This window comes from Hymenobacter guriensis (assembly GCF_015773195.1).
GTDB lineage: Bacteria > Bacteroidota > Bacteroidia > Cytophagales > Hymenobacteraceae > Hymenobacter > Hymenobacter guriensis.
This window is the reverse complement of the sequence record NZ_JADWYK010000008.1, coordinates 69,449-87,929: the sequence shown is the minus strand read 5'-3', so window position 1 is coordinate 87,929 and position 18,481 is coordinate 69,449. Positions and strand designations below refer to the sequence as shown.

The 18,481-nt window shown below is 59.2% G+C and carries 17 protein-coding genes, 1 tRNA gene and 1 pseudogene; 4 read left to right on the top strand and 15 right to left on the bottom strand.

The features are described 5' to 3' along the window. The first annotated feature begins 44 nt into the window (after positions 1-44). Positions 45-1,556 (top strand): acetyl-CoA carboxylase biotin carboxylase subunit, encoded by a 1,512-nt coding sequence (gene accC / locus I5L79_RS14145; RefSeq protein WP_196955708.1) that lies wholly within the window; start codon positions 45-47, stop codon positions 1,554-1,556. A 147-nt stretch (positions 1,557-1,703) separates the two neighbouring features. On the opposite strand, the gene I5L79_RS14140 is transcribed toward accC, so the two are convergent. Both I5L79_RS14140 and I5L79_RS14135 read right to left on the bottom strand, forming a co-directional pair. Continuing rightward, positions 1,704-2,144 carry a hypothetical protein gene (locus tag I5L79_RS14140; protein ID WP_196955707.1) on the bottom strand — a complete coding sequence of 147 codons (441 nt, stop codon included), beginning with the start codon at positions 2,142-2,144 and terminating at the stop codon, positions 1,704-1,706. Positions 2,145-2,497: 353 nt separating this feature from the next. Then, positions 2,498-2,923, bottom strand: a complete 426-nt coding sequence (locus tag I5L79_RS14135; protein WP_196955706.1) for a hypothetical protein — start codon at positions 2,921-2,923, stop codon at positions 2,498-2,500. Between the two features lie 291 nt (positions 2,924-3,214). Between I5L79_RS14135 and I5L79_RS14130 the strand changes: the two genes are divergently transcribed. Further along, entirely contained in the window at positions 3,215-3,619 is a 405-nt protein-coding gene (locus tag I5L79_RS14130; RefSeq protein WP_196955705.1) for a helix-turn-helix domain-containing protein, read from the top strand. A gap of 203 nt (positions 3,620-3,822) precedes the next feature. Here the strand turns inward: I5L79_RS14130 and bshB1 are convergent, their stop codons facing one another. The 8 genes from bshB1 to I5L79_RS14090 all read right to left on the bottom strand — a co-directional run bounded on the left by bshB1 (position 3,823) and on the right by I5L79_RS14090 (position 12,827). Then, a complete protein-coding gene (bshB1, locus tag I5L79_RS14125) occupies positions 3,823-4,542 on the bottom strand; it encodes a bacillithiol biosynthesis deacetylase BshB1 (protein WP_196955704.1) in 720 nt (239 codons plus the stop codon). Between the two features lie 149 nt (positions 4,543-4,691). After that, positions 4,692-5,801, bottom strand: a complete 1,110-nt coding sequence (locus tag I5L79_RS14120) for a peptidoglycan DD-metalloendopeptidase family protein (RefSeq protein WP_231403108.1) — start codon at positions 5,799-5,801, stop codon at positions 4,692-4,694. Between the two features lie 154 nt (positions 5,802-5,955). Continuing rightward, the gene (gene trxB / locus I5L79_RS14115; RefSeq protein WP_196955703.1) at positions 5,956-6,903 is read right to left on the bottom strand and encodes a thioredoxin-disulfide reductase; all 948 of its coding nucleotides are present in this window, start codon (positions 6,901-6,903) and stop codon (positions 5,956-5,958) included. A gap of 164 nt (positions 6,904-7,067) precedes the next feature. Further along, positions 7,068-7,931 carry a sigma-70 family RNA polymerase sigma factor gene (locus tag I5L79_RS14110; RefSeq protein ID WP_044513580.1) on the bottom strand — a complete coding sequence of 288 codons (864 nt, stop codon included), beginning with the start codon at positions 7,929-7,931 and terminating at the stop codon, positions 7,068-7,070. Positions 7,932-8,066: 135 nt separating this feature from the next. Further along, positions 8,067-10,226 carry a polyribonucleotide nucleotidyltransferase gene (pnp, locus tag I5L79_RS14105; protein ID WP_196955702.1) on the bottom strand — a complete coding sequence of 720 codons (2,160 nt, stop codon included), beginning with the start codon at positions 10,224-10,226 and terminating at the stop codon, positions 8,067-8,069. A 191-nt stretch (positions 10,227-10,417) separates the two neighbouring features. Next, positions 10,418-10,693, bottom strand: coding sequence for a 30S ribosomal protein S15 (gene rpsO / locus I5L79_RS14100; RefSeq protein WP_149072523.1), 276 nt, complete (start codon positions 10,691-10,693; stop codon positions 10,418-10,420). Positions 10,694-10,872: 179 nt separating this feature from the next. Further along, complete coding sequence (locus I5L79_RS14095; RefSeq protein WP_196955701.1) at positions 10,873-12,303, bottom strand: LptF/LptG family permease; 1,431 nt, start codon at positions 12,301-12,303, stop codon at positions 10,873-10,875. A gap of 110 nt (positions 12,304-12,413) precedes the next feature. Beyond that, positions 12,414-12,827 carry an START-like domain-containing protein gene (locus tag I5L79_RS14090; RefSeq protein WP_196955700.1) on the bottom strand — a complete coding sequence of 138 codons (414 nt, stop codon included), beginning with the start codon at positions 12,825-12,827 and terminating at the stop codon, positions 12,414-12,416. 137 nt (positions 12,828-12,964) lie between these two features. Between I5L79_RS14090 and I5L79_RS14085 the strand changes: the two genes are divergently transcribed. Then, a tRNA-Met gene (locus tag I5L79_RS14085) sits at positions 12,965-13,038 on the top strand. A gap of 87 nt (positions 13,039-13,125) precedes the next feature. Continuing rightward, positions 13,126-13,542, top strand: coding sequence for a hypothetical protein (locus I5L79_RS14080; protein WP_196955699.1), 417 nt, complete (start codon positions 13,126-13,128; stop codon positions 13,540-13,542). A gap of 99 nt (positions 13,543-13,641) precedes the next feature. Here the strand turns inward: I5L79_RS14080 and rplT are convergent, their stop codons facing one another. The 5 genes and pseudogenes from rplT to I5L79_RS14055 all read right to left on the bottom strand — a co-directional run bounded on the left by rplT (position 13,642) and on the right by I5L79_RS14055 (position 18,469). Further along, a complete protein-coding gene (gene rplT / locus I5L79_RS14075; RefSeq protein ID WP_196955698.1) occupies positions 13,642-13,986 on the bottom strand; it encodes a 50S ribosomal protein L20 in 345 nt (114 codons plus the stop codon). Positions 13,987-14,137: 151 nt separating this feature from the next. Then, positions 14,138-14,332, bottom strand: coding sequence for a 50S ribosomal protein L35 (gene rpmI, locus I5L79_RS14070; protein ID WP_196955697.1), 195 nt, complete (start codon positions 14,330-14,332; stop codon positions 14,138-14,140). A 177-nt stretch (positions 14,333-14,509) separates the two neighbouring features. After that, positions 14,510-15,067: pseudogene (gene infC / locus I5L79_RS14065) on the bottom strand (translation initiation factor IF-3); the annotation flags it as partial. A gap of 155 nt (positions 15,068-15,222) precedes the next feature. Then, positions 15,223-17,166, bottom strand: coding sequence for a threonine--tRNA ligase (gene thrS, locus I5L79_RS14060; protein ID WP_196955696.1), 1,944 nt, complete (start codon positions 17,164-17,166; stop codon positions 15,223-15,225). 160 nt (positions 17,167-17,326) lie between these two features. Continuing rightward, a complete protein-coding gene (locus I5L79_RS14055) occupies positions 17,327-18,469 on the bottom strand; it encodes a tetratricopeptide repeat protein (RefSeq protein ID WP_196955695.1) in 1,143 nt (380 codons plus the stop codon). Between the last annotated feature and the right edge of the window lie 12 nt (positions 18,470-18,481).

The following is an 18,481-nucleotide window of genomic DNA, read 5'->3' as shown; positions in this document are numbered from 1 at the left end:
TCTTTCTACCGACCTCTCTCCCACCCGCCCCTTACTCTCTCTCCATGAAGAAAATTACCAAGCTGCTCGTGGCCAACCGCGGCGAAATTGCGCTGCGCGTGCTGCGCTCGGCCAAAGAAATGGGCCTGCAGACCGTGGCCATCTACTCCGAGGCCGACCGCAACGCCCTGCACGTGCGCTACGCCGATGAGGCCGTGTGCGTGGGCCCGCCCGCCAGCAAAGACAGCTACCTGCGCGGCGACAAGATTCTGGAAGTCTGCCGCCAGCTGGGCGTCGACGCCATTCACCCGGGCTACGGCTTCCTGAGCGAAAACGCCGAGTTTGCCCGCATGGTGAAGGAGGCCGGTATCATCTTCGTGGGTCCTTCGCCGGAGGCCATGAACGTGATGGGCGATAAGCTCTCGGCCAAGCAGGCCGTGAAGGCCTACAACATTCCGCTGGTGCCGGGCACCGACGAAGCCATTTCGGACGTGGAGGAAGCCAAGCGGATTGCCGCAACGGTGGGTTTTCCCATCCTGATCAAGGCCTCGGCCGGGGGCGGCGGCAAGGGCATGCGCATCGTCAACGCCGAAAGTGAGTTTGAGGAGCAGATGCAGTTGGCCATCAATGAGGCGACCTCGGCCTTCGGCGACGGCTCGGTGTTTATTGAGAAGTTTGTAACCGGCCCACGCCACATCGAAATCCAGGTGTTGGGCGACGAGCACGGCAACATTGTGCACTTGTTTGAGCGCGAGTGCAGCATTCAGCGCCGCCACCAGAAGGTGATTGAGGAAGCTCCGTCGGCGGTACTCACGCCCGAGCTGCGCGCCGAAATGGGCCGCTGCGCCGTGGACGTGGCCCGCGCCTGCGACTACACCGGGGCCGGCACGGTAGAGTTCCTGCTCGACGACCAGCGCAACTTCTACTTCCTGGAGATGAACACCCGCCTGCAGGTGGAGCACCCCGTCACGGAGCAGATTACCGGCCTCGACCTGGTGAAGGAGCAGATCAAGGTAGCCCAGGGTTTGCCCCTCGCCTTCCGCCAGGAGGACCTGCACATCAACGGGCACGCCCTGGAGCTGCGCGTGTACGCCGAAGACCCGCAGAACAACTTCCTGCCCGACATCGGCACACTCACTACCTACGTGCGCCCCCAGGGCCCCGGCGTACGCGTGGACGACGGCTTCGAGCAGGGCATGGAAATTCCGATTCACTACGACCCCATGATTGCCAAGCTCGTCACCTTCGGGGCTACGCGCGAGGAGGCCATTGCCCGGATGCTACGCGCCATTGACGAGTACCAGATTACGGGCATCCAAACCACGCTGGACTTTGGGCGCTACGTGCTCCGGCACCCGGCCTTCGTGAGCGGCAACTTCGACACCAACTTCATCAAGGACCACTTCACCCCCGAGAGCCTGAAGCCTGCCGCCCCCGACGAAACCACCGCCAAGCTCGCCGCCGTGCTCACGGCCATGCTGCTCGCAGAAAAGAAACCCGGCGCTACTCCTGCCGCTACGGAAGCTCCGGTTGCTACCGCCTCAGCCTGGAAGCGGAACCGACTGGGCGTGCGGTAAAAGTTCTTTTAAGAAACACAAAACGCCCGGCTAAATAGCCGGGCGTTTTTGCTTTCAAAATAACATATAAGTTACTTCAGCACCGCGAAAGCCATTTCTAGCTCTGAAAGAAGTTGCATCTGGAAGGCAAACCACAGCCCGAGTGGGTTATTGTCGGGCGAAATAAAAGGTGTACGTAACGGTCCCTACGTTCTGCAAAATCATTGTATTGGTTTTCAGGGTCAGTGCAGTCTTTGTGAATTCCAGGACCTGATACTTGTCATATCCCGTACCACCCGGAAAGGCTGGCACCAGCTTAAGCACATCGCCTGAGTAGGTGTAGGTAAACGGATACCGGAATTCATAAGTCGGAGCAGGGTCAAGGGTTAGCGTACAGGTATCCCCTGAAAAGGTATAGACCTGGCGGGTGGCGGGGGTATCGTCTTTATCAGAGAGTACCAGCCCTTTATCATCTTGAATGAGTGTCCGTTGGTGCGTTTGCTTCCAGGTCCCCTCAAAGACAGGGGCTGGTTCCGCTTCTTGCTTCTTTGAGCAAGCCATGACCAAAACAAGCAGACTCATTAGGGTGATGGATAAGAATCGTTTCATACGAGAAAAAAGTATAGGATGAAAAATTGGCAGCCTAAAGCTAGACGATGCCATCGTTTACGGAATGCTTATCGATAGTAAGTGGGGCCATTACTCTAGGATGGTCTCTTCGCATCCTGAGCTAGTAGAGCATGAAAACGAGGGGACAGCATGCTACTAACAGCACTTACTGGTTCAACAATAAGTGTACAAACCTAATATTATTTAGAAGACGGTATGGGTATAGAAAAAATATTTATACATCATCTAGGCGTGAAGCAAAAATGGCTCTAGGGCATCTAACAGCTATAAATCTGGTAGGCTAGGAAAAAAGCGAGGAGGATTTGCTTGTCCGTAGCCATCTACTCCTTCCGTTACGCCAGCAGCCTGGCCTGATGCGCTGCATTAATCAGGGCCGGGGCGTTCTTGAGTGTAGCTAGCACTACTTCCTTGGCGGCTTGCTGCAGCTCGTCGCGGCTGATGTCGCGGGCTTCTTCGCGCACCAGCTCCGAGAGGGCCTGAAAGGCAAACTGCAGCTTCTGCCGCCGGGGCCGCTCGGCCCGGATTTCCTGGCGCACCTCCGCAAAGTGGGCCTGAATTTTCAGGCGCCGGAGGTGAAACACAGAGTCGCTGGCCACCTGGGGCTGGATGGTGTCGAGGAGTTTGAGCAGGGGCAGCAGTTGGGTGGCCGTGGTGGCTGCAGCCGCTTTAAGGCGGAGGCGTTTGGCGGGCTTCAAGGAGAAATGAGGCGCAGCAGGGGCCGGCTCTGGCGCGGTAGTAAGGGAGTCAGATGAAGTCATGGGTCAGACGCTACACGTTGGTAAACCAGCCGTCAGAGGCTCTTAGCTACACAAAACCAGCCTTGGCAGGTACACTCCCAGCAGATTTCCCTTCCGCTGACCGGGTGCTCAACCAACCTGTTTGCGGCTAAGGGAAAGGCAAGTAGCATCAGGTATGCGGTCAGAATGTGTAATCTATTTTTAGTTTTACAAAAATAGATTACACATTCAACGAAAGAGTTGTCATCTATTTTTATCTTATCAGAAATAGATGACAACTTTTTGCCTATGCCCCGTCGTTCGCGTGTTTCTATGAATCCGCTAGCCCGGGTGCGGGCGTGGTTTGGCCTGCGTCAGGATCAGCTGGCCGTGTATCTGGGCGTGAGTCCGTCCCTGGTGCAGGGCATAGAAAGCGGTCGGCGCCGGCTCACCAGTGGGGTAACGCAGGCGCTCCTACCGCTGCTACAGCTTCTGCCGGCCGACTATAGCTCCACCGCCGAAGTCACCACGCCCGTTCTGGCCCTACCGGCCGGCCTGCCGGGCCCCGAGGCGGTGGAGCTTGATTTTCGGCGGCGCACCTGCCTGCAGCAAGCCGCAGGCCTGCGCCAGGAGGCCGATAAGCTAACCCGGCAAGCCCGGGCCGCCGCACGGTGGGCGCAGGCCCTGCCCACCCTCCTGGCCACCTACCCTGCCCCCCCCTGCCGACGCCGATGCTGAGACAGCGGAGCGGCGGACGTGGCTGCGGGACTGGCTGCAGCGGAAGGCCCGCACCCTGCCAGCCGCGGATGTTACGCGCTGGCACTTGCTGCAGGCCCGTATCACGGCCCTCGAAGCAGAGGCCGCAGCCCTGGGGGGGTTACTGGAGCCTTAGCCGCACCAGGTTTCATGCAACGCCGGGCGGGGACAAGCCCCGCACCCTACTAAAACAGCGTTGCTACGTCGCGCACGCCGATGGGCCGCTCCACGGTGAAGCCTTCACCAAACTCCACGCCCACGGCGTGGCCGAACTCGCGGGCCCGGCCTTCCATGAAGTGCCAGAACTCGGGGGAAGAAATATGGGTGTGCGGCTGCCCGTCGGCGGCTACATTGAACTGGGAGGCATAGGCGGCCACGGAATCGCGCTTCGTTTGCCAGTGCGCGGAAATATCCACCACGAAATCGGGCTTGATGTAGCGGTCCTGGATGAAGTGGTACACCTGCTTCGGGCGCCAGGCTTCCTGAGGCTGGCCGTCGTCGCCGAGGGTTTCAATCATCTTCAGGCCGGACAGAAAGCAGGCGTCGGAGGCCAGCTGGGCGCCCCGGCCATGGTCGGGGTGTCGGTCGTGTACGGCGTTGCAGAGCACGATATCGGGCTGGTAGCGACGCACGGCAGCCACGATAGGCAGCTGGTGTTCCCGGTCGTTGCGAAAAAAACCGTCGGGCAGGCCCAGGTTCTCGCGGGCCTGTATGCCGAGTATCAGGGCCGCGTCGGCAGCTTCCTGGGCGCGGGTGGCGGCCGTGCCGCGGGTGCCCAGCTCCCCGCGCGTGAGGTCTACAATACCTACTTTTTTACCTTGGGCAATAGCGGCCGCAATGGTACCGCCGCAGCACAGCTCGGCGTCGTCGGGGTGTGAGGCCAATACCAGTATATCGAGTTTCATATTTTGGGGACTTGGGGACTTGGGGGCTTGGGGGCTTAGTTTATGTTCCTGAAAGCAACGCTTCATTGCACGGAAACCAAGTCCCCAAGCCCCTACTGAGACGTCGTTGAACGGAAACCAAGTGCCTAAGCTCCTAAGTCCCCAAGACCCTATTTTATTCGAATGGTGCGGCCGATTCGCAGGGTACTCAGGCCACTGTTGAGGCGGCGGATCTGGGCCTGCGACACCCCGTACTTTTGGGCTATGCCCGACACCGTGTCGCCGGAGCGGATGCGGTGCGTGACGGTGCGGCGGGCGGCCGTGGGTGCGTGCCGCTTGGCCGCGGCGCGGGCACGCAGAGCCTTGTTGTAGTAATTGAACAGGGCCGAGGTAATCTGGAAATTGTCGCCGCGCAGCTTGTAGTCGGGGAAGTTGTACATCTGCTCCGGGTCGATGGGGTTACCCTCGTAGCGCACCTCAAAGTGCAGGTGGGAGCCGGTGCTGCGGCCCGTGCTGCCCCCCCGCCCGATCAGCTGCCCGGCCTTTACAAAGGTACCCGGCGTCACCAGAGACTTCTGCAAATGGCCGTAGAGCGTTTCCACGCCGTTGTAGTGGCGCACCAGAATGTAGTTGCCGTAGCCCGAGCCGTCCCACTTCACGATGCGCACCACCCCGTCAAACACGGCCTTCACCGAGTCGCCGGTCTCCAGGTCCAGATCCACGCCGTAGTGCCAGCGGTAGCCCCGGAAGCCGAAGTCGGAAGTCAGCGGGGTTTCCGTCAGGGGCATTTTGCTGAAGCGCTGCTTTTCGGGCTCCACCAAGCGCAGGTTCAGCGTGTCCTTGATGCGGCGCCCGTCTACCCGGTAGGGGTTGATGTTGCGCGTATCCCAGATGGCATAGTAGCCGGCCACCTTGATCCAGGAAGAGTCAATCAGCACCTCATCCGATACCTCCACAATCTGCTGCTCGCCCTCGTCCAGCGTGGTCGTATCCTCGCTCACGATGGACAGCTGCTTGGCCGGGTTGAAGTAGATGGACTTCGAAGCCTCCGAATCATCATCGGGCAGATCTTCCGTCTTGATGAGCACGGTGGTGTCGGGGCGCACGTAGCGGATGGTGGGCGACTTGAACTTGAAGAAGTCCTTGCGCTTCCCGGAGGATCCGCTCTTGGCACGGGGCTGCGTGGTGCGGCGGCGCTGAGCCTGCGCCTCATCGGGGCGGGCCAGGAGCAGCAGCAGGCACACGAGCAGCCCAAGCCAGGAAATTACTTTAGTCGGCAAATGCAACAGGATTTAAAAGATTGAGCTACGAACTGATAGCAACGGGCCAGCCTTTCTCCGGGCAAAACATGTGCTAACAGCTCCTAACTGTTTGCGCTTAGCCATTTTTATCAGGCAAAGCTAACAGCCAACCGCTAACGGCCAGAAGCTACGCTTAGTGTAGGTCTTTGGCAGCCAGGTAGCGCTCCGCGTCCAGGGCAGCCATGCAGCCGGTGCCGGCCGCCGTCACGGCCTGACGGTAGGTGTAGTCCTGCACGTCGCCGCAGGCAAATACGCCGTCCACGTTGGTTTTGCTGGTGCCGGGAATAGTCTTCAGGTAGCCCTGCTCGTCGTGGTGCAGGTAGGGCTGGAAAATCTTGGAGTTCGGCTCGTGCCCGATGGCCACGAAGAACCCATGAATGGCAATTTCGCGGGTTTCGTGGGTCAGTACGTTTTTCACCCGTACCCCCTCCACAGCGTGCTCACCCAGGATTTCATCCGTCACGGTATTCCAGAGGATTTCAATCTTGGGGTTGTCCTCCACGCGCTTCTGCATGATGCGCGAAGCGCGCATCTCCCCTTTCCGCACCAGCATGTACACCTTGTTGCAGAGGTTGGCCAGGTAGGTAGCTTCTTCGGCGGCCGTGTCGCCGGCGCCCACAATGGCCACGTCCTTGCCCCGGTAGAAGAACCCGTCGCACACGGCGCAGGCCGATACGCCCGAGCCATTGAGTCGCTGCTCCGACGGAATGCCAAGCCACTTGGCCGAAGCTCCGGTAGCCAGAATCACGGCATCGGCCGTCAGCTCAATCTTCTCATCAATCGTGACGCGGTGCGGCTGGCCCGAGAAGTCGACGCTGGTAGCCAGCCCGTAGCGGATATCGGTACCAAAACGGGCGGCCTGCTTTTTCAGGTCCTCCATCATTTCCGGTCCCATGATGCCATCGGGGTAGCCGGGGAAGTTCTCTACGTCGTTGGTGATGGTGAGCTGACCGCCGGGCTGCAGGCCCTGGTACATCACAGGTTGCATGTTGGCTCGGGCCGCATAAATAGCTGCGGTATAGCCTGCTGGGCCCGAACCGATAATCAGACACTTTACGTGTTCTGGGGTGGTATTCTCCATGAGAAAAAAGCTCCAGGACTGACCCGAGCGGTATGTAGCGTGAAGGTGAGAAGTACAAAGGTAACAGGACCGGCGGGCTTACCTCCACAGTGACGGGAGGCCCATGGCTACAACAAAAAACCCCAACTATCAGGCCGGGGTTTTTTGTTAGAGGGTAAAACTTATTACCCGAGGTAAGGCTTCAGGGCCTTGCTGCGCGAAGTATGACGCAGGCGGCGAATAGCTTTTTCTTTGATCTGGCGCACCCGCTCGCGGGTAAGGTTGAACTTCTCCCCGATTTCCTCCAGCGTGAGCGAGTGTTCCCCATTCAGGCCGAAGTAGAGGGTAATAACGTCGGCTTCGCGCTTGGTGAGCGTGCTCAGGGCGCGCTGCACTTCCTTGCGGAGCGAGTCGTTCATCAGACCCATGTCGGGGCTTTCCTCGTCCTCGTTTTCGAGCACGTCGAGCAGACGGTTTTCCTCGCCCTGCACAAACGGAGCATCCACCGATACGTGGCGACCCGAAATCTTGAGCGTGTCGACCACTTCTGAGGTCGTCAGCTCCAGTACTTCAGCAATTTCTTCGGGCGAAGGCTCGCGCTCAAACTTCTGCTCCAGTTCCGAGAAAGACTTGCTGATTTTGTTCAGCGAGCCAACCCGGTTCAGGGGCAGACGCACGATGCGCGACTGCTCGGCCAGAGCCTGCAGAATCGACTGGCGAATCCACCAAACGGCGTAGGAAATGAATTTAAAGCCCCGGGTTTCGTCGAAGCGCTTGGCGGCTTTAATCAGACCGAGGTTGCCCTCGTTGATCAGGTCGCCCAGGCTCAGGCCCTGGTTCTGGTACTGCTTGGCTACCGACACCACGAAGCGCAGGTTGGCCTTGGTGAGTTTTTCCAGCGCTTGCTGGTCACCTTCTTTGATGCGTTGCGCCAGCGTTACCTCCTCGTCGGGGGTTAGCAGATCCACCTTGCCAATCTCCTGGAGGTATTTATCCAGCGACTGGCTTTCGCGGTTGGTGATCTGCTTGCTGATTTTTAGCTGTCTCATTGCGGGCGCGAGAGAGTTGAGTTATTGATGCGGATGACGTCGTGTTGATCCGGTATACGGAAAGTACCCAAACGCGGGTACCGGGCTTGACTGTGTGCAACACCCCGGTACCCGCGAAAGTTCGGCCGGCGGCAGTTAAGCGGCGCCGTTGGAGTCAGCTGTGCGCTCGGGTTTGGCAAGCAGCACTTTGCGCGAGAGACGGTACTTGCCCGTTTTCTTGTCGATGTCCAGCAGTTTCACGTCAATCTCCTGTCCTACTTCCAGCACGCCTTCCAGCGAGGCCAGCCGCTCGTGGGCCACCTCGGAAATGTGCAACAAGCCATCTTTGCCCGGCATGATTTCCACGAAGGCGCCGTAGGGCTGGATGCTGCGTACTTTACCTTTGTAGGTTTCGCCAATCTCGGGTACGGCTGCAATGGCGCGGATCCGGTCGATGGCGGCCTGCATGTCTTCCTGGTTGGAAGCGTAGATGCTTACGTGGCCTTTCTCGTCCTTCTCCTCGATGATAACCGTGGCGTTGGTGTCTTTCTGGATTTGCTGAATGACTTTACCGCCGGGCCCGATGATGGCACCAATAAACTCTTTGTCGATCAGCATTTTGTGCGAGCGGGGCGTATGAGGCTTCAACTCGGCAGCCGGCGCAGCAATGGTCTTGGCCATTTCACGCAGGATGTGCAGGCGACCTTCGCGGGCCTGGTGCAGGGCAGCCGTCATGATTTCGGCGCTCAAGCCCTGGATTTTGATATCCATCTGGCAAGCCACGATACCTTTCTCGGTGCCGGTAACTTTGAAGTCCATGTCGCCGAGGTGGTCCTCATCGCCCAGAATGTCGGACAACACGGCATATTCGCCGGTTTCCTTGTCCTGCACGAGGCCCATGGCAATACCCGAAACGGCAGCGCGCACCGGAATACCAGCGTCCATCAACGCCATTGAGCCGGCGCAAACCGTGGCCATCGAGCTGGAGCCATTCGACTCCAGGATGTCCGACACGATGCGCACGGTGTAGGGGTTCTCGTCGTCGGATGGCATTACCTTCTTCAGAGAACGTTGGGCCAAGTTGCCGTGGCCGATTTCGCGGCGGCCGGGGCCGCGGTTGGGCTTCACCTCGCCGGTCGAGAAGGCCGGGAAGTTGTAGTGCAGCATGAACTTGCTGTAACCAGAGGTCATGGCCGTGTCGATGATCTGCTCATCGAGCTTGGTGCCGAGGGCTACCGTGGTCAGGGACTGGGTTTCGCCGCGGGTGAACAAAGCCGAGCCGTGGGCACCAGGCAGGTAGTTCACCTCGCTCCAGATGGGGCGGATTTCCGTGAGCTGACGACCATCGAGGCGGGTGCGCTCCTTGATCATCATGTCGCGAATAGCCTTTTTCTCGGCCGACGAGTAGTAGCGGCCGAACATCTTCATGTCCAGCTCGGGCTGCTCTTCCAGTAGTTTCTCCGTCAGCGACTTTTTGATGGCCCCAAAACCTTCCTTGCGGCCGGCTTTGCTGGGGTTGCCCGATTTGGCAATCTGGTAGGCCTGCTCGTACACGCCTTCCTGAATGCGTTTTTTCAAGTCGTCGTTTTCCTCGTACTTGGGATACTCGCGCTTCACGTGGGACTTCTCCACTTCGGCCGCCAGCTCCAGCTGCACGCGCACCTGCTCCTTGATGGCTTCGTGTGCGAAGGCAATGGCTTCCACCATTTCCTCTTCGCTTACTTCGTTCATTTCGCCTTCTACCATGGCTACCGAGTCAGCCGTGGCTCCTACAATCAGGTCGATGTCGGCGCGGGCAATGTCGGCGGTGAGGGGGTTGATCTGCAGCTTGCCGTCGATGCGGGCTACGCGAACCTCCGAGATGGGGCCGGCGAAGGGGATATCCGAAATCGAGAGGGCAGCCGAGGCGGCCAGGGCAGCCAGGGCGTCGGGCTGCACGGTTTTATCGGCCGAAATCAGGGTAATCATCACCTGCACCTCGTAGTGATAGTCCTTGGGGAACATCGGGCGCAGGATACGGTCTACGATACGGCAAACCAGGATTTCGTAATCCGAGAGGCGGCCTTCGCGGCGCTGGAACGAGCCGGGAATGTTGCCGGCACCACCGAATTTCTCCTGGTAATCAACCGACAAAGGCAGGAAATCCACATCGCCGCGCGAGCTGGGCTGCGAAACGACGGTGGCCAGCAGCATGGCGTCGCCGAGGCGTACCACTACGGCGCCGTCGGCAAATTTGGCCAGCTTGCCGGTTTCAATGGAAATCTGCCGCCCGTCGGGCAGCGTAATGTGTTTGGTAACCGCGTTGTAGTTGGGCATCTGAGAGGGTTGCTTGGGAAAGCGTGCAGCGGGCGAGCAGCCGAAAAAACGCGCCGGGAAAAGCCACGTTTTGCTCTGAGGAAATTTGTTCTGGGAATAGGCAGGCGCCGGTGCCAGAAAGGCGTGCCGGCTTAGCACAAAAAAAGAGCAGGGAACCTTCGTGAAAAGGCTCCCTGCTCCGGCGAGGCGGGTTACTTGCGGATACCCAGCTCTTTGATAATAGCGCGGTAGCGGTTGATTTCGCGGTGCTGCAGGTAATCCAGCAGACGACGACGCTTACCTACGAGCTTCAGCAGACCCAGGCGGGTTGAGAAGTCCTTCTTGTTTACCTTCAGGTGCTCCGTCAGGTGGTTGATGCGGTGCGTGAACAGCGCAATTTGCGATTCGGCCGAACCGGTATCGGTGGTGGACTTCTGCAGGCTGCTTTTCTCGAAAATAGCCTGTTTTGCTTCGGTAGTGAGTTTCATCGGCAGATAGGTTTCCCCGTCCTGGATTAAAAATGAAAAAAAGAGCCACCCCGCATTTCGGGGTGGCCGCAAAGGTAGCTACTTAATGTGAGAAGTGCTAATGTGAGGAATGTGCTGATGTGCTAATGAGGGGAATAGATAGTTCATGGCCATTTCCGCACATCAGCACATTCCAACCATTAAACTTTATAGCCCCGGAAGGGCCAGCGCAGGCCAGTGGGAAACAACCGGCTCAGGTCCCAGTCGAGCAGGCCGGAGTCGCGGCGGGCCTGGTTGAGAAAGAACAGGCCGATGGGCAGCAGAATCAGGTTGGCCATCCACATACCCAGGCCCACGGGCATCACCCCTTCGCGCCCATACTTCTCGCCGATGATGCTGAGCACGTAAAATACGATAAAGAACAGAATTGAAATCAGCACCGGCACGCCCAGACCTCCCTTCTTGATGATAGCGCCCAGTGGAGCCCCGATGAAAAACATGATGAGAATGGCCGCCGACTGCGTGTACTTGCGGAAGATTTCGATGCGGTAGTTGTTCGTGTCGCGGGACAGTTCGGTCAGGCGTACCTGGGCGCTGGTAATGGAGGCGCGCACGTTGCGGGCGCGGTCGGTGGCGTTCTGCACCAAGCTTTCGGAGAGCGGGGCAAGGCGGCTCAGCGGAATGCGCTGCCAGTGCGCGAGGCGGCGGCGCTGGGCTTGCCCCAGGGTATCCACGCGCATATGCGTGTAGTAGGAATTCAGCTCGAGGCTGGTGCGTCGCCGTTCTTTGCTTACCTGTTGGGTTAGCGAATCAGTGTAGTGCTGCAGTTGGCTTAGATTCTGCATCATCTTATTTTGCGAAAACAACTCCTCCTTGGTGCGGTCGAGGCTGAAGGAAGCCAGGGAGAAGGTGATGAGGTTGCGCTTGAAGTTCTGGCGCCAGAAGCCGGTTTCGGTGCGGTTGTTTCCTTCGGGCTGCTCCACGTAGCTGGTGCCGTTGAACAGTTCCAGGCTCAGGTACTGCCCGCCTAAGCGCGTGAACATGCGGCCCGAGTCGGCCAGAATCACGGCGGAGTTGCCGGTGCTGCGTGAGTGGTCGTAGATCATCACGCCGTGCAGCCGGTCGCCGTTTTCGCCCAGCTTTTTCTCCACTTTGATGGTGTAGCCCGGGATGCCATTGTAGAAAATGCCTTCCCGGATATCGAGAGCCAGCTTTTGCTGGCGCACGTCCCAGAGCAGGCTGTAGGCTTTCAGGTTGGCTTTGGGCACGATGGTGTTGTTGAACCAGAAGGCGCCCACCGCCAGCACGGTGCTTACCAGCAGCACTGGCCGCAGAATGCGCGGCAGCGAAATGCCAGAGGTTTTGATGGCCGTCAGCTCCTGGTGCTCGCCCAGCGTGCCGTAAGTCATCAGGGAAGACAGCAGCACGGCCAGCGGCAGCGACACGGGCACGATGAGCACGCTGAAAAAGCCCAGCAGCTGCACCAGCACGCCCGCGCCCAGGTCCTTGCCGATGATGTCGTCCATGTACTTGAGCATGTACTGGGTGAGCAGAATGAACTGCACCACCGCAAACGTGAGCACGAACGGGCCGGCAAAGGCCTTCAGAATAAGTTTATCGAGTTTTTTCATGGGTACGGCCGGGGAATAAAATGCGTCCCGGGCATCAACAACAAAGCGTAAGCAAAACGAAAGTACGGCTCGTTTAACTTACGCTCGGCACCGGAACACGGCGGCGGCTACTAGCCGCCCACCTGCTCCCGCAGATTCTGTACCAGATTATCCCACATTTCCTGCAGCTCAATATCGTCCGTCTCCTCGGAGTAGTCAATCACGCGCAGAAATACTTCCTGGGTGAGCTCCGACGACTCAATGGTAAAGTCCAGGTAGTTGGCATCGGGCGCGTGGCGGTGGTTTTTATCGAGAAACACAAACCGGGCCGAGCGGTTGGTACGCTGCGACGTCAGCTCGGCATGATGGTCCTGCCCATCCCAGGTAAAGATAAAATGGTGCTGCGGATCGGTACGTACTTGCTGGCAAAACCAGTGGCTCAGGCCCGAGGCAGTTGCCAGATACGGATACAGAATTTTAGGGGACGCATTGATAGGGTACTCCACCGTAAACCGGTGTTTGGAACGTGTAGCGGAGAGCGGCATAGGCAAGAGGAAAACAAAGCGGAGCGCAGTCAGCACCAGGTGGTACTGTTGGTTTGCGGCAAGTTAATGGGTTTTTTTTTGCGTCTACGCTTGCGCCGCTACAAATCTTGTAGCTACCTTTGCGCCACCAAAAACCCGGCGGGGTAGCTCAGTTGGTTAGAGCACAGGATTCATAACCCTGAGGTCACGAGTTCAACTCTCGTCCCCGCTACTACTGAAAACCGCATAGAACCACCGTTCTATGCGGTTTTTTATTTCCGGGCATTTCCCCTACCTTCCCAGCCCTGGCCTCTCCCCTATGACGCAGTATACCAACTCCTTTGGCAACGTGTACCTGACCGTGCAGCACGATGCCGCCAACCAGTGGATCTACAACAACTGGCAGGGGCTGCTTTCTACAGATGCCGTCATTCAGGGCTGCCAGGGGGTGCTGCAGGTGCTGCATGCCACCAAGTGCCCCTATATGCTCAACGACAACCGGGCCGTAATCGGCTCCTGGAACCAGGCCAACGACTGGATTGAGCAGCAGTGGATGCCCCAGGCCCTGGCAGCCGGCCTCACCCGGTTTGCGCACGTAGTAGCCCCGGGCATCTTTGGGCAGGCCTCGGCCGAAGCCATGCACCAGCGCGTAGGCAACCGCTTTGAAATGCGCCTGTTCCAGGACATCGAAGCTGCTCAGAACTGGCTGCAGCTCGCTCAGGTACAAGTAGTTTAGTATCTTCGTACGCAGTAGGTAGAGCCGTTAGAATAGCCTGAAAAAAGGCCCAGCCTCGGGAAGAGACTGGGCCTTTTTTCAGGCAAGCGGCTGACTGGCTTACTTGATCTTCTCGATGATGCCTTTGAAGGCTTCGGGATGATTCAGGGCCAGGTCGGCCAGAACCTTGCGGTTGAGCTCAATGCCAGCCTTTTTCAGGCCGCCCATGAACTGCGAGTACGACAAACCGTGCTGACGGGCACCGGCGTTGATACGCTGAATCCAGAGGGCGCGGAAGTCGCGCTTCTTTACCCGACGGTCGCGGAAAGCGTAGAGCAAGCCTTTCTCTACGGCGTTCTTCGCTACGGTCCATACATTCTTGCGACGGCCATAATAGCCTTTCGCAAGCCGCATTACTTTTTTCCGACGGTGGCGCGAGGCCACGTGGTTGACACTTCTTGGCATAACCTACTTGTTTTTGGCGGCCGGCGGCGCAATGGGGCGTCTTGTGTTTAAGCCGGGCGCCTGGTGAAAAAATTAAGAATTAAGAATTGATAATTAAGAATTGGCTACTTCAGCACAGGCTAAGTCAGCATTCTTAATCCAGCATTCCTAATTACAGATTCAGCATGTCTTTAACGCGGTTCATATCGGCCGAGCTCACCAGCGTAGCGTGCGTCAGGTTACGCTTCTGCTTGATGGATTTCTTGGTCAGGATGTGCGACTTAAAGGCGTGCTTGCGCTTGATCTTGCCGGTGCCGGTGAGCGTGAAACGCTTCTTGGCGCCGGACTTGGTTTTCATTTTCGGCATTGTGAGGAAAGTAAGTGGGTAAAACAACTGCGGCGGCCGGCTGCCTAGGGCCGGTTCGCCTGGAAAAAACGGGTGTAAGGCGCCGGCCTATTCCTCCGTCTCGGCGGGGGCAGCTTTAGGAGCCGGGGCTCCTTCTTTGCCGCCGGCGGGCTTGGTGGCGGGAGCCGGGGCAGCGGGCTTGGGCTTCACTACCACTTTGGGCGCCAGGTACAGGAACATGCGCTTGCCTTCGAGCTTGGGCAACTGCTCCACTTTGGCCAGCTCTTCCAGCGCCTGGGCAAACTTGAGCAGCAGGATTTCGCCCCGCTCCTTGAAGACGATGCTACGGCCCACAAAGTGCACGTACGCCTTGATCTTGGCACCTTCCTTCAGGAATTCCTGGGCGTGCTTGAGCTTAAAGGCGAAATCGTGGTCGTCGGTGTTGGGGCCGAAACGGATTTCCTTTACTACCACCTTCGTGGCCTTGGCTTTCAGCTCGCGGGTACGCTTCTTCTGCTCGTACTTGAATTTCGAGTAGTCGATGATGCGGCACACGGGCGGAACCGCCGTGGGCGAAATTTCCACCAGGTCCAGGTTTTGCTCCTGGGCCATGCGGCGGGCCTGCTCAACGGGGTAAATACCCACCTGCACGTTTTCGCCGACAAGGCGAATTTCGCGGGCGGTAATTTTCTGGTTGATTTTGAACGGCTCCTCCACCTGCTGGCGGGGTACGTAACGACGATTCGGGGTAGCTATGGGAAAGTCCTCCTACTGAAAGGTGAGAGATATGGCTATCTGGCACTGATACGCCCGTCACGGCAAGCCGGGCGGGCGTATCAGTGGGCAAATATCCGCTTTTTTTTCAATTGCAACAACCTGCGGCCGCAAATACGCCGAAGAATACCGCTAGGTCAGGCCCCGCGCATCAACTCGGCCACCTGCTCTTCGAAGTTGCGCACGAATGCCTCGATGGGCATGGAGCCCAGGTCGCCCTCGCCGTGGCGGCGGACCGACACGATGCCGTTTTCCTGCTCCTTCTCCCCCACAATGAGCATGTAGGGCACTTTGGAAATTTCGGCATCCCGGATTTTACGGCCTATTTTCTCGTCGCGCGCATCAATCGTCCCGCGTAGGTCTGCCTGCGTGAGGCGGTCGTACACCTGCTGGGCGTAGTCCTGGTATTTCTCCGAAATAGGCAGAATGGCAAACTGCTCGGGCGAAAGCCACAGCGGAAAGTTGCCGCCGCAATGCTCAATCAGCACGGCCACGAAGCGTTCCAGGGAGCCAAACGGGGCGCGGTGAATCATGACCGGCCGCTGGCGGGAGTTGTCGGAGGCCACGTATTCCAGCTCAAACCGCTCGGGCAGGTTGTAGTCGACCTGAATAGTGCCCAGCTGCCACTTGCGGCCTAGTGCGTCGCGCACCATAAAGTCGAGCTTGGGGCCGTAGAAAGCCGCCTCGCCCAGCTCCGTCACCGTGCTCAGGCCTTTCTCGGCAGCCGCTTCAATGATGGCCCGCTCCGCCTTTTCCCAGTTCTCGTCAGAGCCGATGTACTTGGTTTTATTTTCAGGGTCGCGCAGGCTGATCTGGGCCGTAAACTCCGGAAAATCCAGCGCCCGTAGCACGTAAAGCACGATGTCAATAACCTTGAGGAACTCCTCCTTCACCTGGTCGGGGCGGCAGAAGATGTGCGCGTCGTCCTGGGTGAAGCCACGCACCCGCGTGAGGCCGTGCAGCTCCCCGCTCTGCTCGTAGCGGTACACCGTGCCGAACTCGGCCAAGCGCACCGGCAGGTCGCGGTACGAGCGAGGCTTGCTCTTATAGATTTCGCAGTGGTGGGGGCAGTTCATGGGCTTGAGGAAAAACTCCTCGCCCGGGTTTGGCGTCTTGATAGGCTGAAACGAGTCGGCCCCGTACTTTTCGTAGTGGCCGCTGGTCACGTACAGCTCTTTCGACCCGATGTGGGGCGTTACCACGGGCGAGTAGCCGGCTTTCAGTTGGGCTTTGCGCAGAAACTGCTCCAGCCGCTCGCGCAGGGCCGTGCCTTTGGGCAGCCACAGCGGCAGCCCGGCACCTACTTTCTCCGAGAACGTAAACAGCTCCAGTTCCTTGCCCAGCTTGCGGTGGTCGCGGCGCTTGGCTTCTTCCAGCCGCTCCAGGTACTCCGTCAGCTCCTTGGCTTTGGGGAAGGTGATGCCGTAGATGCGCGTGAGCTGCTTGTTCTTTTCGTCGCCGCGCCAGTAGGCCCCGGCCACGTTGAGCAGCTTCACAGCCTTGATGGGCGAAGTATCGGGGATGTGCGGTCCGCGGCAAAGGTCGGTGAAGTCGCCCTGCTGGTAGAACGTGATGGTGCCATCTTCGAGGCGCTCCAGCAAGTCCAGCTTGTAGGGGTCCTGCTTTTCGGTGAAAAAGGCAATGGCGTCGGCTTTGCTTATCTCACGGCGCTCAAACTGGCTTTTCTTTTTGGCCAATTCCAGCATCTTCTTTTCAACCTCCGGCAAATCGTCGGTTGAAATCGTGCGGCCTTCGCCCAGGTCGATGTCGTAGTAGAACCCGTTCTCGATGCTGGGGCCGATGCCAAGCTTTACGCCGGGATACAGCGCTTCGAGGGCTTCGGCCATCAGGTGAGCCGAGGAATGCCAGAAGGTCGACTTGCCTTCCGGGTCGTTCCAGGTGAGGATGGCCACGTCGGCATCCTGGGTGATGGGGCGGTGCAGGTCGCGCACTTCGCCGTCGACGCGCACGCCCAAAGCATTGCGGGCCAGGCCTTCGCTGATGCTGGCGGCTACATCGTAGCCCGTGGCGCCATCTACAAACTGGCGCACCGAGCCGTCGGGGAGGGTGATGTTGAGCATGAAAATGAGGGTTGCTAATGGCTATACAAACAGCCGTGAGCCCGCAAGTTACACAAGTGGTGAAATTGTGAAGTGGTGAAACGGTGAGTTGACGTTCTATTGGCGCCGCACAGAATGTGCGGTTAGAACATCAAACTCACTATTTCACCACCTCCCCATTTTAGAGCCCCGAAGACGGACGCGAAATGTTGAGCGGGGCCACCGGCTCTACGGCCGCGCGGCGCGGCGTTTCCGTGGGCTGGCCCTGGGCCCTGGCCCGGCCCTTCCACACTTTGTAGGTCCAGTGCCGGTTGCCGGGGTTTTCCTGTACCAGCCGCTGGTACTCTACCAGCGCCAGGTCGTGCTGACCCTGAGCCTCGTAGCTTTCGGCCAGCATCTGGCGGGCGTTGGGCAGCAGCACGGAGCGGCGCAGCGCCCGCCGCAGGTGGGGAATAGCCGCCTGGTACTGCCGCTGCCGAAACAAGGCCAGGGCTACGCGGTAATCGGCGCGGTAGAGGGTGGTATCGTAGCGCAGGGCGCGTTGGAAGTGACGCTGGGCGCTGTCGGGCAGGCCCAGCAGGTCGAACTGCCGGCCATAATCGTAGTGCAGCGGGCCGTAGGTTGGCGCCAGGCGCAGGCCCCGGGCGGCGTAGGGCGCGGCCAGCAAGGGCTGATGGTTGGCGTTGGCCAGAAAGGCCAGCTGATGCAGGCTTTCCGGCTGGCGCGGATCCAGCCGCACGCTGGCTTGCAGCATGGCGAGTGCCTGGGCAGTGTCGCGCAGGCCCGAGTAGGCCAGGCCCTTGTAGAACAGGGCACCGGCGTTGGCGGGCTCCTGACGCAGGGCGCGGTCGAGGTGGTCGAGGGCGTCGGAGTAGTGGCGGGCGGCTAGGTGGGCCTCTCCTACCAGCAGACTGAGAGCCGGCGAAGCGTAGCCGTGCCGGGAAGCCTCGGCCGCTGCTGCCAGCGTGCCCGCCAGCTGGCCCTGGGCGCGCAGGGCACGGGCCTTCAGGTAGTAGAACTCGCCGGGGGCATCATCCAGCTCCAGCGCTTGGTTCAGGTCGCGCAGGGCGGCCTCTACCTGCCCGGCCGCCAGCCGGAACTCGGCCCGGTGCGCGTACAGGCTGGCATTGCGGGGCTGGCGGGCAATGGCGCCATTCAGTTCTTCGGCCTGGATGGCGGGCCCGCTCTGCACCGTACTGAGCGGCACCATCAGCTCGGGCACCTCACTGGCCCCGGAGCTACAGCCCGCCAGCAGCAGGGCAAGCAGCCAGACCCCAACACTGCTCGTTACCCGCAAAAACGTCGTCCGGCGCCGTGGTTTCATCCCGCAAAGATA

Bases quoted from the DNA above. Each gene is read 5' to 3' on its own strand.
- accC (WP_196955708.1), top strand. From the start codon at position 45: ATGAAGAAAATTACCAAGCTGCTCGTGGCCAACCGCGGCGAAATTGCG.
- I5L79_RS14140 (WP_196955707.1), bottom strand. From the start codon at position 2,144: ATGAAACGATTCTTATCCATCACCCTAATGAGTCTGCTTGTTTTGGTC.
- I5L79_RS14135 (WP_196955706.1), bottom strand. From the start codon at position 2,923: ATGACTTCATCTGACTCCCTTACTACCGCGCCAGAGCCGGCCCCTGCT.
- I5L79_RS14130 (WP_196955705.1), top strand. From the start codon at position 3,215: ATGAATCCGCTAGCCCGGGTGCGGGCGTGGTTTGGCCTGCGTCAGGAT.
- bshB1 (WP_196955704.1), bottom strand. From the start codon at position 4,542: ATGAAACTCGATATACTGGTATTGGCCTCACACCCCGACGACGCCGAG.
- trxB (WP_196955703.1), bottom strand. From the start codon at position 6,903: ATGGAGAATACCACCCCAGAACACGTAAAGTGTCTGATTATCGGTTCG.
- I5L79_RS14110 (WP_044513580.1), bottom strand. From the start codon at position 7,931: ATGAGACAGCTAAAAATCAGCAAGCAGATCACCAACCGCGAAAGCCAG.
- pnp (WP_196955702.1), bottom strand. From the start codon at position 10,226: ATGCCCAACTACAACGCGGTTACCAAACACATTACGCTGCCCGACGGG.
- rpsO (WP_149072523.1), bottom strand. From the start codon at position 10,693: ATGAAACTCACTACCGAAGCAAAACAGGCTATTTTCGAGAAAAGCAGC.
- I5L79_RS14095 (WP_196955701.1), bottom strand. From the start codon at position 12,303: ATGAAAAAACTCGATAAACTTATTCTGAAGGCCTTTGCCGGCCCGTTC.
- I5L79_RS14090 (WP_196955700.1), bottom strand. From the start codon at position 12,827: ATGCCGCTCTCCGCTACACGTTCCAAACACCGGTTTACGGTGGAGTAC.
- I5L79_RS14080 (WP_196955699.1), top strand. From the start codon at position 13,126: ATGACGCAGTATACCAACTCCTTTGGCAACGTGTACCTGACCGTGCAG.
- rplT (WP_196955698.1), bottom strand. From the start codon at position 13,986: ATGCCAAGAAGTGTCAACCACGTGGCCTCGCGCCACCGTCGGAAAAAA.
- rpmI (WP_196955697.1), bottom strand. From the start codon at position 14,332: ATGCCGAAAATGAAAACCAAGTCCGGCGCCAAGAAGCGTTTCACGCTC.
- thrS (WP_196955696.1), bottom strand. From the start codon at position 17,166: ATGCTCAACATCACCCTCCCCGACGGCTCGGTGCGCCAGTTTGTAGAT.
- I5L79_RS14055 (WP_196955695.1), bottom strand. From the start codon at position 18,469: ATGAAACCACGGCGCCGGACGACGTTTTTGCGGGTAACGAGCAGTGTT.